This is a genomic window from Micromonospora sp. NPDC049282 (assembly GCF_043197045.1).
Lineage (GTDB): Bacteria > Actinomycetota > Actinomycetes > Mycobacteriales > Micromonosporaceae > Micromonospora.
In genome coordinates, this window is record NZ_JBICSL010000006.1 from 103,648 (window position 1) to 115,662 (window position 12,015).

Consider the following 12,015-nt stretch of genomic DNA (forward strand, 5'->3'; position numbering starts at 1 on the left):
GCCGCCATGGGTGCACCAGGACGTTCCGCCGCCCGCCGCGCCGGGCAGGTCCTCACCGGGCTCGGCGCCCTCGTCGTGCTGGTCGGGGTGCTGGCCGGCGGGCCGGTCGCGCTGCTGGCCTTCGCCGGCAACCCGCTGCCCGACCACCTGCCCACGCTGGCCGAGATGGGTACGGCGTTGACCAGCCGCGACGACGGGCAGCTCTTCCTGCGGGCGTTGGCGGTGGTGGGCTGGTTCGGCTGGGCCACGTTCGCGTTCTCCGTGGTGGTGGAGCTGCTCGCGTCGGCGGTGCGCCGGCCCGCGCCGAGGCTGCCCGGGATGCACCGCCAGCAGCGGGCCGCCGCCGCGCTCGTCGGTTCGGTGGCGCTGATCCTGGCGGCGAGCCCGGCCGCGGCGAGCGCCGCCGCGCTGACCGCCCCGCAGCCGGCGGTCGCCGCGCCCGTCGTCACCACGGCGTACACCGCACCGCGGGTCGTCACCCCGGCGCCCGATGCCGCCGACCCGGCGGTGTACCGGGTGGCAAAGGGCGACTACCTGGGCGAGGTGGCCGACCGGTACCTGGACGACTTCGACCGCTACCGGGAGCTGGCGCGGTTGAACCGGCTCGCCGACGCGGACCGAATCCGTCCCGGTCAGCTCATTGAGCTGCCCGGCGGTGCGGTGGACGACGGCGCACGACGGCACGCCGCGGGCCGGCTGGTGGTGACGTCGGCCAAGCCGGCGCCGGCGAAGCCCGGCGCGGGCGCCGCGTCCTCGTCGGCGGCGAAGCCGAAGCCGAAGCCCGCGCCGGACACGCCGACTCGGGACGCCACGCCCACGGTGGAGGCGCCGGACGGGCAGCAGCCGGCGATGGCGGCCGGCGCGTCCCGGGCCACGGCCGAGGAGGGCATCAACCGCCCGCTGGCCATCTCGGCGGTGCTTGCGGTGGCGAGCATCGTGGGCGCGCAGATCGGCGCCGTGCTCGGCCTGCGCCGCCGGCCGGCGCCGGCCCGGCTGGCGGGCAACGGGCGACACCGCCGCGACTGAGGACCGCCGAGGTCAGGGCAGCCGGGCCTCGACCTGGCCGGAGACCACGCGGGTGGGGAGTACGACCTGGTCGTTGGCGGCCGGGCCGTGCACGACCTGGCCGCCGTCGAGGCGGAACGCGCTGCCGTGCCAGGGGCAGACCACACAGGCGTGGCCGTCGATCTGCCGCACCTCGCCCTCGCCGAGCGGTCCGCTCTGGTGCGGGCAGCGCTCCAGCATCACGGTGACGTCGTCGCCGTGCCGGTAGAGGAGCACCGAGACGTCGTCGATCTTCCGGGTGAGCAGTTCCCGCTGCGGCAGGCTGCTCAGATCGCCAAGCGGGTGCCAGCCGTCGCCGATCAGGTGCAGGTCGGAGACGCTCTGGCTGACCTGCGCCCCCTGCTTGTAGGCGAGGTGCCCGCCCAGGTAGGCCCCGCCGCTCGCCGCGGACAGCCCCAGGCAGGCCAGCGTCCGGCCGAGCCCGTGCCGCCCGTTCAGCCGGGCCGCGAGCGAGCCGGCGTAGAGGGTCAGGCCGACGATGTTCGCCCCGGCGTGCACCAGCCCGACCCGGCGCTGGTCGCGGGAGAGCGCCGCCCAGTCGTTCCACCCGGCGACCGCCGCCGGCAACGCGCTCACCGTGCCGAGCCCGACCAGGGCGGTGGCGGCCCGGCGCTGGCCGGGTAGCAGGTCCACCACGGCGGCGGAGATCCACGCGCCGACCGGGACCTGCACCATCGCGGGGTGCAGCGGATGGCCCAGCCAGACGCCGTGCAGCGCGTCCCGGACCCGCTGCGAGCTGAGTGTGCCCTGGACGGCACGCTGCAGCCGGTCGCTCACCCGGTCGAGTCCGGAGGCCTGTTCGAGTTTCGTCAGTAGTCGGCGCACCTCTTCCGACTTCCCGACAGCAGAGGCCCCAAACCGGACGCCCCGCAAAACCCTCTCACCACGCGGTCGTCGGATATACTTCAACCGCCTGTCGTATATAGGGGGCGAGAATGACCAAAATTTTGGTCGATGTCGATGACGAGGCGTTGGCGGACGCGGCCCAGGCGTTCGGGACCAAGACCAAGAAGGACACGGTCAACGTCGCCCTCCGCGAGGGCGCGGCCCGCCTACGCCGGGCTCGGGCCTTGGACGAGCTGGCCGGGCGCGGGCGGGCCGGTGACTTCGACGAGCTGCTCGACAAGGGCAACTACCGCTCGTGAAACTGGCTGACTATCTGATCGACACCAGTGCTCTCGTCCGGCTTCTCCGCGACCCGGACGTGCTGGATCGTTGGGAGCAGACGGTGACCGCCGGCCTGGTTGCGGTGTGTCCGCTGGTCGAACTGGAATTCCTCTATACGGCCCGATCCGTCGCCGACCGTGCGCAGCTTGACGAACAGCTCCGCACTGTCTTCGGGTGGGTGGCGATGCCCGACCGGATCTACGAGCGTGCCGCCGAGACGCAGCTCGAGCTGACCGCGAGAGGCACCCACCGGTCTGCCGGTGCCGTCGACCTGCTCATCGCCGCCACCGCCGAATACCACGGACTCTCGTTGCTCCACTACGACCGGGACTTCGATCAGGTCGGCGCAGTCACCGGTCAGCCGATGCGCTGGCTGGCCTCGCCCGGCGCGATCAAGTAGCGGGGCCACGCCCGCTGGCGCGGCGGGCGCCGTCGCGGGCATGCTGAGCCCATGGGGGTACGCGTCGAGCACGCCGGTGCCGTGACCACGGTGATCCTGGACCGGCCGGAGGCCCGTAACGCGGTGGACGGGCCGACCGCCCGGGCGCTGGCCGACGCGTTCCGCGCGTTCGACGCCGACCCGGACGCGGCGGTCGCCGTGCTCTGGGGCGCGGGCGGCACGTTCTGCTCCGGCGCCGATCTCAAGGCGATCGGCACGCCGCGTGGCAACCGGGTCGAGGCCGAGGGCGACGGCCCGATGGGGCCCACCCGGATGCTGCTGTCCAAGCCGGTCGTCGCCGCGATCTCCGGGTACGCGGTGGCCGGCGGCCTGGAGCTGGCGCTCTGGTGCGACCTGCGGGTCGCCGAGTCGGACGCGACGCTCGGGGTGTTCTGCCGGCGGTGGGGGGTGCCGCTGATCGACGGCGGGACGGTGCGGCTGCCCCGGCTGATCGGGGAGAGCCGGGCGATGGACCTCATCCTTACCGGGCGGGCGGTGCCGGCCGACGAGGCGTACGCGATGGGTTTGGTGAATCGGCTGGTCGCGCCCGGTGCGGCCCGGGCGGAGGCCGAGCGGCTGGCCGCCGAGATCGCCCGGCACCCGCAGACCTGCCTGCGCAACGACCGGGCGGCGCTGCTGGCCGGCTCCGGCCGGCCGGAGCCGGAGGCGCTCGCCGTGGAGCTGGCCTACGGCATGGAGTCGCTGGCCGTGGACGGGGTGCGCGGCGCCGGCCGGTTCGCCGCCGGCGCCGGCCGGCACGGCGCGCCGGCCGGCTGACCGGTCACCTCAGGTTGCGCAGCGCGTCCTCGATGGCCCGGTGGAACGTCGGGTACGCGTAGATCATGTGCCGGAGCTGGCTGATCGGCACCGCCGCGTGCACGGCCACCACCAGCGCGGAGAGCACCTCGCCGCCGGCCGGGCCGGCCGAGGTGGCGCCGACCAGCACGCCCTGGTCGGCGTCGGCGATCAGCTTGATGAAGCCGGCGTTGCCGGTCTTGTGGATCCAGCCCCGGGTCGACGAGGTCAGGTCGGTGTGGCCGACCTGGACGTTGATGCCGCGCTCGCGGGCCTGCTGCTCGGTCAGGCCGACGGCGCCCACCTCGGGGTCGGTGAACGTGACCCGGGGCAGGGCCCGGTAGTCGGCGACCGGGACGCTGCCCGGCGCGGCCGTCGAGCCGCCCGCGCTCATCGCGCCACCGACCGCGCTGACCACGCCGGCCGCGCCGCCGACCACGCTGGCGGTGCCGCTGGCGTCCGAGCCACCTCTGGTGCGCCGCATGTGGTCGAGCACGTCGGCCACCACGATGCCGGCCTGGTACATGGCGATGTGGGTGAACGCGCCCTCGCCGGTCAGGTCACCGACCGCCCAGATGCCGTCGGTGACGTGCATCCGGTCGTCGACCGCCAGGTAGCGCTGGCCGGCGTCCACGCCGACCGTGTCCAGTCCCAGCTCCTCCAGGTGCGCCCGGCGGCCGGTCACCACCAGCAGCTTCTCGCCGGTGAACGCGGCGCCTTCGGCGTGGACGGTGAACTCGGCGCCGTCGTGGCTGACCCGGCCGGCCGTGACCCCGGTGCGGATCTCCACCCCGTCGGCGCGCAGCGCCGCCGCGGCGAGCGCGGACGCCTCCGGCTCCTCGACGGCGAGCACCCGGTCGGCCGCCTCGACGACGGTGACGCGCACGCCGAAGCGGGCGAACACCTGCGCCAGTTCCAGCCCGATCGCGCCGCCGCCGAGCACCAGCAGCGTGCCGGGCAGCTCCTCGACCTCGATGGCCTGGTGGTTGGTCCAGTACGGCGTGTCGGCGAGCCCGTCGATCGGCGGGATCGAGGGGCGGGTGCCGGTGCCGAGCACCACCCCGAAGCGGGCCTCGAAGACCTGGTCGCCGACGCGTACCCGGTTCGGGCCGTCGAGCCGGCCGCTGCCGCGCACGAACCGGCCGCCCTTGCCGGTGAAGCGGTCCACCGCCGCCTTGTCGTCCCAGGTGTCGGTGGCCTCCGACCGGATGCGCCTCGCCACCGGCGCCCAGTCGGGCCGCACCTCGGCGGTGCCGGCCAGCTCGTTCACCCGGTGCGCCTCGGCCAACGCGTTCGCCGCCCGGATCATCATCTTGCTGGGCACGCACCCCCAGTAGGGGCACTCGCCGCCGACCAGGTCCCGTTCGATGCCGACCACACTGAGTCCGGCCTCGGCGAGCCGCCCGGCCACCTCCTCGCCGCCGACGCCGAGCCCGACCACGACCACGTCCACCAGTTCCGGCTCTGCCATCCCGCCAGCATTCCGCACCGCCGGGTGACCGGCCACCGGCCCGACCGAAATCTCTCGTCGGCAACGGAAGCGGTCACGGCGGACCCGATCACCGGCGGGCCCGATCACCGGCGGCCTCGACGCTGCCTAGGTCAGGGCTCGGCGTGGGCAGGTCGCGGTTCAGGGAGACCCGACGGCATCCGGCCTTTCCCCTCCCCTACCAGCGAGACGTGGAGCGTTACATCGCTGAATACCGTCGACCCCGACCGACAGACGACGAGGACTAGACCCACGAGGCAGTCCCATCGAAGACCAATCGTCACGGTGAGTTAGCTCAGTCCGCCATCACGGAGAGCGATTAAGCTGGGCGGGCAGCCTCCATCTCCAATCCGCCTTTGCTCTGCAGCCACCCACGCAGCACCGCATTGAGCAGGTGCTTCCGCCGCCGAGCCGGAACGGCGGAGGAGGCCGCACGGTCACGATCCGCAACCGATGCGGATATGGCTGCAGAGCAAAGGCGAGCGAGGGCAGGTCACTGCCAGGCGAGGACCGTCACAAAAGGTCACCAGAAAACAATGCCGGGTAAGCGGCGTCAGCGCATCCAGACCGGGTCGCTGCCGGGCACGTCCAGCGGCGGCGGGTAGTCGAGCGCGCGGCGGGCCCCGTCGGGCAGCCGCCACGGCTGGTGCACCGCCCTGCCCGCCACCGATGCCAGCTCGGGAACCCACCGCCGCACGTACGCGCCGTCCGGGTCGTACCGTTCGGCCTGGCGCACCGGGTTGAAGCCCCGGTACGGGCGGCTGTCGTTGCCGGTGCCGGCCACCCACTGCCAGTTGCCCGAGTTGTTGACCCGGTCGCCGTCGAGCAGCCAGCGGAAGAAGACCTCCAACCCGGGCCGCCAGTCCAGCCCGAGGTGCTTGGTGAGGTAGCCGGCGGTGATCAGCCGGGCCCGGTTGTGCATCCAGCCCTCGGCACGCAGCTGCCGCATGCCGGCGTCCACGATCGGCATCCCGGTGCGCCCCTCGGTCCAGGCCGCCAGCGCGTGCGGGTCGTCCCGCCAGTCCTCCCGGGCTCCCCGCCGGTAGGCCGTCGTGGTCAGGTCGGGGAAGCCGTCGACCACCTGGTGGTAGAAGTCGCGCCAGCAGAGCTGACGGACGAACGGCCCGTCGCGGTCGCCGGCCCGGTTCGCCACCGCCAGCGGGGAGACGCAACCCCACCGCAGGTACGGGCTGAGCCGGGAGGTGTCGTCGCCGGCCATGTCGTCGTGGATGTCGTCATAGCGGTCGAGCGTGGGCAGCCAGGCTTCGAGGCGACGCCGGGCGACGTTCTCCCCGCCCTCGGCGGCGTCCGGGCTGTCACCCTTCGGCGGTTCCGGCAACCGGCCCGGGTCGACACCGGCGGGCAGCCGGATCTGCTTCGGCGCGGCCAGTTCCGCCCGGAGCTTCACCCCCTGCCAGGCGCGGAAGTAGGGGCTGAACACCCGGTAGTGGTCACCGCCGGCCGGCCGCAGCGCGCCCGGCTCGACGATGGTCAGCCCGGGGAAGAGCCGCAGGAACATCCGGTGCCTGTCGCACTCGGCGCGCAGGCGGCGTTCCCGGCGGCGGGCGTGCCGGGTCACGTCGGCGGAGAGCCCGACGCCCTCGGCGCCCACCTCGCGGGCCAACTCGACCGTCTCGGCCACCGGGTCGCCGCGCCGGACGACCAGGTCACCGCCGCGCCTGCGGAGCGCCTCGCGCAGCTCGGCCAGGCTCTGGTGGAGGAACCGGGTGCGGTTCGGGGAGAGCTTCTGCAGCGTCGGGTCGAGCACGTAGAGCGGCACCACCCGGTCGAAGGCGGAGGCGGCCGCGGCCAGCGCCGGGTGGTCGTGCACTCGCAGGTCGCGGGTGAACAGCACGACCGCCGTACGCTCGGTCATCCGGCCAGGGCCGGGGTGAGCGCCGGGCCGGGCACCTGGACCGGAGTCCCGGTCGGGGTGAGCAACGCTCGCGCGGCCACCGCCATCCGCCGCCGTCGCGGCACCAGGGCCCGGCGGGTGAAGACGTCGAAGCCCTGCCCGGCCACCTCGTCGAGGATCCCGCCGTAGAGCGCGTACGCGGTGCGCATACAGGCCTGCGAGGCGGGGTTGAGCAGCGGGATGCCGGGCGCGGCGGCGAGGTAGTGGGCCTGGGCGCGGGTCACCTCGTACTCGATCAGCTCGCGGATCCGGGGAGTGGTGCGCCCGGCGGCCTTGGCGGCGAGCAGGTCGTCGCGGGTGACGTCGAACTTGGCCAGGTCCTCGTCGGGCAGGTAGGTCCGGCCCCGGTCGAGGTCCTCGGCGACGTCCCGGATGAAGTTGGTGAGCTGGAACGCGAACCCGAGCTGGCGGGCGGGCTCGCGGGCGGCGGCCGGGTCGGAGCTGCCCAGGATCGGCAGCATCATGGTGCCGATGACGGCGGCCGAGCCCTCCATGTAGTCGAGCAGGTCGTCGTAGGTCGGGTACGACATGACCGTGAGGTCCATCGCCATGCTGCGCAGGAACGACGCAAAGTCGTCGCGGTCGAGGTCGAACACGGCGATGGTGTGCAGCACGGCGGGGAGCAGCGGGTCGTCGACCGACGCACCGTGCAGGCCGGCGACGAAGCGGTCGGACCACTCGCGCAGCCGAGCGGCGCGCTCGGCGGGCGGCAGGTCCTCGGTGCGGTCGACGATCTCGTCCGCGTAGCGGGTGAACCCGTACAGGGCGTGCACATGCCGCCGTTTCCAAGCGGGAAGCAGCCGGGTGGCGAGATAGTAGGTACGGCCGTGACGCCGGTGCAGCTCGCGGCAACGGTCATAGGCAGCGGTGAGATCCGTGTCCACCGGCCCTCCTCGGTTTCGACGCAGCAATCGACGCAACTCGCAACCCTAGGGTACGCTGCCCCACATGGCCAACGACGCAGTTGCGGGTAACGCGCTCCGCGTCGTCGCGCCGGCACAGCCGGAAGCGACGGACGATCCGGTCAACGGCGTGCTGGCCGCGTTCACGAAGGACCTGATCACCGGCGTCGACGACACCCTGGCGGCGTTCCTGGCCGCCGAGGTCGACTCGCTCACCGAGATCGACGCGGCGATGGGCGGTTTCGCCGCGTCGGCCCGCGACTCCGTGCTGGCCGGCGGCAAGCGGGTGCGCCCCACGTTCGCCTACTGGGGCTGGCGGGGCGTGGTCGGCGGCGACGGACCGCTGCCCTCGGTGCTGCCCGCCCTCGCCTCGCTGGAGCTGCTGCACACGTTCGCGCTGGTGCACGACGACGTGATGGACGCCTCCGACACCCGGCGCGGCCGGCCCACCGCGCACCGGGCCGCCGCCGCCCGGCACCGGTCCGCCGGGCACACCGGCGACCCCGACCGCTACGGCGAGGCGGTCGCCGTGCTCATCGGCGACCTCTGCATGGTCTGGGCCGACCGGCTGATGGCGCACGCCGCCCTGCCGGCCGACCGGCTGCTCGACGTGCGCCGCTGCTACGACCAGATGCGGGTGGAGACGGTCGCCGGGCAGTTCCTGGACGTGCTCGGCGAGAACGACGCGGCGAACTGGTCGGTCGACCGGGCGCTGCGGGTGGCCCGCTACAAGACCGCCAGCTACACCGTCCAGCGACCGCTGCTCTTCGGCGCCTGCCTGGCCGGCGTCCTGGACGGCCCGCTGATCGCCGCGTACACCCGCTACGGGCTGGCCGTCGGCGAGGCGTTCCAGCTCCGTGACGACCTGCTCGGCGTCTACGGCGACCCGGTGACCACCGGCAAGCCGGCCGGGGACGACCTGCGCACCGGCAAGCCGACCGCGCTGCTGATGCTGGCCCGGCAGCTAGCCGACCCGGCCCAGCGCCGCGCCCTGGACCGGGCCGGCTCGGTCACCGGGGCGGGCGAGCTGGCCCGGCTGGCCGACCTGGTCCGGGACACCGGCGCCGCGGCCCGGGTGGAGCGGATGATCTCCGAACGGGTGACCGAGGCGCTGGCCGCGCTCGACACCGCACCGATCGACGAGACCGCGCGCACCGCGCTGACCGGCCTCGCCACCGCCGCCACCGCGCGGCGGTCCTGATGAGCAACCTCGTGAACAAGGGAGCCGGAATGCGCACCGTCAACGGACGGACCGACCGGGTGGTCGTGGTCGGCGCCGGGCTGGGTGGGCTGGCCTGCGCGCTGCACCTGGCCGGCAGCGGCCGGCAGGTCACCGTGCTGGAACGCGAGGCGGTGCCGGGCGGGCGCGCCGGCCGGCTCGGCGTCGACGGGTACGAGTTCGACACCGGCCCGACCGTCCTCACCATGCCCGACCTGATCGCCGAGGCGCTGGGCGCGGTCGGTGAGGAGCTGACCGACTGGCTCGACCTGACGCCGCTCGACCCGGCCTACCGGGCCTACTACCCGGACGGGTCGACGCTTGACGTCATCACCGACACCACCCGGATGGCCGCCGAGATCGCCCGGGTCTGCGGCCCTCGCGAGGCGGACGGCTACCTGCGCTTCGTCGACTACGCCCGCAACCTGTGGAAGTGGGAACGGGCCGACTTCATCGAGCGCAACCTGGACGCGCCGACCGACCTGATCACCGGCAACCTGCTGAAACTGTTCACCAACGGCGCCTTCCGGCGACTCCAGACGAAGATCAACCAGTTCTTCCGCGATCCGCGTACCCAGCGGATCTTCTCCTTCCAGGCGATGTACGCGGGCCTGTCCCCGCACGACGCGCTGGCCATCTACACCGTCATCGCGTACCTCGACTCGGTGGCCGGGGTGAGCTTCCCGCGCGGCGGCGTCCACGCGGTCTCCCGGGGCATGGCCGGCGCGGCCGAGAAGCACGGCGTGCAGATCCGCTACGGCACCACGGTGACCCGGGTGGAGACCGCGCACGGACGGGCCACCGGCGTGATCACCTCCGACGGCGAGTTCGTCCCCGCCGACGTGGTGGTGCTCAATCCCGACCTGCCGGTCGCCTACCAGGAGCTGCTGCCGCCCAGCCGGCAGCGCAAGCTCAGCTACTCGCCGTCCTGCGTGGTGCTGCACGTCGGCTCCAAGCAGGGCTATGGCAAGATCGCCCACCACAACATCCACTTCGGGCGGGCCTGGAAGGGCACATTCGACGAGGTGATCCGGCGAGGCGAGCTGATGACCGACCCGTCCCTGCTGGTGACGAACCCGAGCCGCACCGACCCGTCGGTGGCGCCGGCGGGGAAGCACACCTACTACGTGCTGGCCCCGGTGCCGAACCTCGACCGGGCGCCCTTCGACTGGCCCGGCGACCTCACGGAACGCTACGCCGACCAGCTCGTGACCACCCTGGAGGAACGCGGCTACGTCGGTTTCGGCGACGGCATCGAGGTGCTGCGGGCGATCACCCCGGCCGACTGGGCGGCGCAGGGCATGGCCGCCGGCACGCCGTTCGCCGCCGCGCACAGCCTCTTCCAGACCGGCCCGTTCCGCCCGTCGAACCTGCACCGGACGCTCGGCAACGTGGTCTTCGTCGGCTCCGGCACCCAGCCCGGCGTGGGTGTGCCGATGGTGCTGATCAGCGGCAAGCTGGCCGCCTCCCGGATCACCGGGCAGTCCTCATGACGGCGCGCGAGGACCATCTGGTCGAGTTGGTCGACGACGGCGGCCGGGTGATCGGCGAGACCACCGTGGCGACCGCGCACCAGCCGCCCGGCCGGCTGCACCGGGCCTTCTCGGTGCTCCTGGTCGATCCCGCCGGCCGGGTCCTGCTCCAGCGGCGGGCCGCGGTCAAGACCCGGTTCCCGCTGCGCTGGGCCAACTCCTGCTGCGGGCACCCGTTGCCCGGTCAGTCGCTGACCGAGGCCGCCAACCGCCGGCTCGCCGAGGAACTCGGCCTCGACCCGGTCGACCTCACCGAGGTGGGGGTCTACCTCTACTACGCCGAGGACCCGGCCACCGGCCGGGTGGAGTTCGAGTACGACCACGTGCTGCGCGCCGACGTCCCGGCCGACCTGCCCACCCGGCCCGATCCGGACGAGGTGGCCGAACTGCGCTGGGTCGACCCGGGTGCGGTGTCGGCCGACCTCGACGCCGACCCCCGCGCGTACGCCCCCTGGCTGGGTGGCGTGGTGAACCGGCTGCTGCACCCGGCCGACCCGTCCCGGTCCGGCACGCCGGCCGCCGAGGCACCGGAGCGGTCGGGTGGCCGATGAGGCACTGAGCGCGGGGGCCGTCGCGCGCCGACTGGGCGTGGCGGTCACCACGCTGCGAACCTGGCACCAGCGCTACGGCCTCGGTCCCAGCGAACACGTGCCGGGTCACCACCGGCGCTACACGCCGGCCGACCTCGCCCGCCTGGAGATCATGCGACGGCTCACCACGGAGGGGGTCGCGCCGGCCGAGGCGGCCCGCTGGGCCCGGCAGGCACCGGCCGTGCTGCCGCCGGAGCGGCTCGGCCTGAAGGTCGGCGCGTCCACGGTCCGGGACGGTGGCGGCGCCACCATCCCGGTCGGCCGGGCCGGGCCGGTCGCCCGTGGCCTGGCCCGGGCCGCCATGCGGCTGGACTCGGTGACGATCGGCCGCACCATCGCCGACGCCCTGGCGGCGAACGGTGTGGTGGCGACCTGGGAGAGTCTGCTCCGGCCGGTGCTCGCCGGCATCGGGGAGCGGCACGCCGCCACCTCCGGGCTGATCGAGGTGGAACACCTCATGTCCCGGTGCGTGTCCGAGGCGTTCGCCTCGGCGGCCCGGGCGCACCCCGCCGCCGGACCGCCCCGGATCCTGCTCTCCTGCGCCGACGAGGAGCAGCACTCGCTGCCGCTGGAGGCGCTGGCCGCCGCGCTGGCCGAGGCCGGCGTGAGCTATCGCATGCTCGGCGCCCGGGTGCCGGTGGCCGCCCTCGTCGAGGCGGTCAACCGGACCGGGCCGGCGGCCGTGGTGCTCTGGTCCCACACTCGCGCCACCGCCGACCCGCACCAGCTGGCCGCGCTGCTGGCCGTCCCGCGCCGGCCGCTGCTGGCGCTGGCCGCCGGGCCCGGCTGGCGGGCCGATTCGCTGCCGGCCGGGGTGGTCCGACCGGTCGACCTGGCCGAGGCGCTCTCGCTGGCCGTCGCGGTACGGAATTCGCTGGATCAGTCGACGGCCGGCTGAGCCC

The 12,015-nt window shown here is 74.0% G+C and carries 12 protein-coding genes; 8 read left to right on the top strand and 4 right to left on the bottom strand.

The window, feature by feature from the left end:
- The first annotated feature begins 6 nt into the window (after window positions 1-6).
- A complete protein-coding gene (locus tag ACGFI2_RS13100; protein WP_393515270.1) occupies window positions 7-1,026 on the top strand; it encodes a LysM peptidoglycan-binding domain-containing protein in 1,020 nt (339 codons plus the stop codon).
- Window positions 1,027-1,038: 12 nt separating this feature from the next.
- Here the strand turns inward: ACGFI2_RS13100 and ACGFI2_RS13105 are convergent, their stop codons facing one another.
- Window positions 1,039-1,890 carry a Rieske 2Fe-2S domain-containing protein gene (locus ACGFI2_RS13105; RefSeq protein WP_393515273.1) on the bottom strand — a complete coding sequence of 284 codons (852 nt, stop codon included), beginning with the start codon at window positions 1,888-1,890 and terminating at the stop codon, window positions 1,039-1,041.
- A 110-nt stretch (window positions 1,891-2,000) separates the two neighbouring features.
- Here ACGFI2_RS13105 and ACGFI2_RS13110 point away from each other — a divergent pair, with 110 nt between their 5' ends.
- The 3 genes from ACGFI2_RS13110 to ACGFI2_RS13120 are packed head-to-tail and all read left to right on the top strand — an operon-like array spanning window position 2,001 to window position 3,448.
- Entirely contained in the window at window positions 2,001-2,210 is a 210-nt protein-coding gene (locus tag ACGFI2_RS13110; RefSeq protein ID WP_393515276.1) for a type II toxin-antitoxin system VapB family antitoxin, read from the top strand.
- The gene (locus ACGFI2_RS13115; RefSeq protein ID WP_393515279.1) at window positions 2,207-2,632 is read left to right on the top strand and encodes a PIN domain nuclease; all 426 of its coding nucleotides are present in this window, start codon (window positions 2,207-2,209) and stop codon (window positions 2,630-2,632) included. Before ACGFI2_RS13110 ends, ACGFI2_RS13115 begins: the two co-directional genes overlap by 4 nt.
- 51 nt (window positions 2,633-2,683) lie before the next feature.
- Complete coding sequence (locus ACGFI2_RS13120; RefSeq protein ID WP_393515282.1) at window positions 2,684-3,448, top strand: crotonase/enoyl-CoA hydratase family protein; 765 nt, start codon at window positions 2,684-2,686, stop codon at window positions 3,446-3,448.
- Between the two features lie 4 nt (window positions 3,449-3,452).
- Here ACGFI2_RS13120 and ACGFI2_RS13125 read toward each other — a convergent pair whose 3' ends face one another.
- The 3 genes from ACGFI2_RS13125 to ACGFI2_RS13135 form a co-directional block, all read right to left on the bottom strand.
- Complete coding sequence (locus tag ACGFI2_RS13125; protein ID WP_393515285.1) at window positions 3,453-4,937, bottom strand: dihydrolipoyl dehydrogenase family protein; 1,485 nt, start codon at window positions 4,935-4,937, stop codon at window positions 3,453-3,455.
- A gap of 571 nt (window positions 4,938-5,508) precedes the next feature.
- Window positions 5,509-6,831: a cryptochrome/photolyase family protein gene (locus ACGFI2_RS13130; RefSeq protein WP_393515288.1), complete on the bottom strand. Its 1,323-nt coding sequence runs from the start codon at window positions 6,829-6,831 to the stop codon at window positions 5,509-5,511.
- Window positions 6,828-7,754 (bottom strand): phytoene/squalene synthase family protein, encoded by a 927-nt coding sequence (locus ACGFI2_RS13135; RefSeq protein ID WP_393515290.1) that lies wholly within the window; start codon window positions 7,752-7,754, stop codon window positions 6,828-6,830. The genes ACGFI2_RS13130 and ACGFI2_RS13135 overlap by 4 nt, the downstream gene beginning before the upstream one ends.
- A 64-nt stretch (window positions 7,755-7,818) precedes the next feature.
- Between ACGFI2_RS13135 and ACGFI2_RS13140 the strand changes: the two genes are divergently transcribed.
- From ACGFI2_RS13140 to ACGFI2_RS13155, 4 genes are read left to right on the top strand one after another with little or no spacing between them, the layout of a single operon-like run.
- Window positions 7,819-8,973 carry a polyprenyl synthetase family protein gene (locus ACGFI2_RS13140; protein ID WP_393515293.1) on the top strand — a complete coding sequence of 385 codons (1,155 nt, stop codon included), beginning with the start codon at window positions 7,819-7,821 and terminating at the stop codon, window positions 8,971-8,973.
- 29 nt (window positions 8,974-9,002) lie between these two features.
- Complete coding sequence (crtI, locus tag ACGFI2_RS13145; protein WP_393515296.1) at window positions 9,003-10,484, top strand: phytoene desaturase family protein; 1,482 nt, start codon at window positions 9,003-9,005, stop codon at window positions 10,482-10,484.
- Window positions 10,481-11,074, top strand: a complete 594-nt coding sequence (gene idi, locus ACGFI2_RS13150; RefSeq protein WP_393515299.1) for an isopentenyl-diphosphate Delta-isomerase — start codon at window positions 10,481-10,483, stop codon at window positions 11,072-11,074. The genes crtI and idi overlap by 4 nt, the downstream gene beginning before the upstream one ends.
- On the top strand, window positions 11,064-12,011 hold the full coding sequence (locus ACGFI2_RS13155; protein ID WP_393515302.1) for a MerR family transcriptional regulator: 948 nt from the start codon (window positions 11,064-11,066) through the stop codon (window positions 12,009-12,011). Before idi ends, ACGFI2_RS13155 begins: the two co-directional genes overlap by 11 nt.
- Window positions 12,012-12,015: the final 4 nt, after the last annotated feature.

Bases quoted from the DNA above. Each gene is read 5' to 3' on its own strand.
- ACGFI2_RS13100 (WP_393515270.1), top strand. From the start codon at position 7: ATGGGTGCACCAGGACGTTCCGCCGCCCGCCGCGCCGGGCAGGTCCTC.
- ACGFI2_RS13110 (WP_393515276.1), top strand. From the start codon at position 2,001: ATGACCAAAATTTTGGTCGATGTCGATGACGAGGCGTTGGCGGACGCG.
- ACGFI2_RS13120 (WP_393515282.1), top strand. From the start codon at position 2,684: ATGGGGGTACGCGTCGAGCACGCCGGTGCCGTGACCACGGTGATCCTG.
- ACGFI2_RS13125 (WP_393515285.1), bottom strand. From the start codon at position 4,937: ATGGCAGAGCCGGAACTGGTGGACGTGGTCGTGGTCGGGCTCGGCGTC.
- ACGFI2_RS13130 (WP_393515288.1), bottom strand. From the start codon at position 6,831: ATGACCGAGCGTACGGCGGTCGTGCTGTTCACCCGCGACCTGCGAGTG.
- ACGFI2_RS13140 (WP_393515293.1), top strand. From the start codon at position 7,819: ATGGCCAACGACGCAGTTGCGGGTAACGCGCTCCGCGTCGTCGCGCCG.
- crtI (WP_393515296.1), top strand. From the start codon at position 9,003: ATGCGCACCGTCAACGGACGGACCGACCGGGTGGTCGTGGTCGGCGCC.
- idi (WP_393515299.1), top strand. From the start codon at position 10,481: ATGACGGCGCGCGAGGACCATCTGGTCGAGTTGGTCGACGACGGCGGC.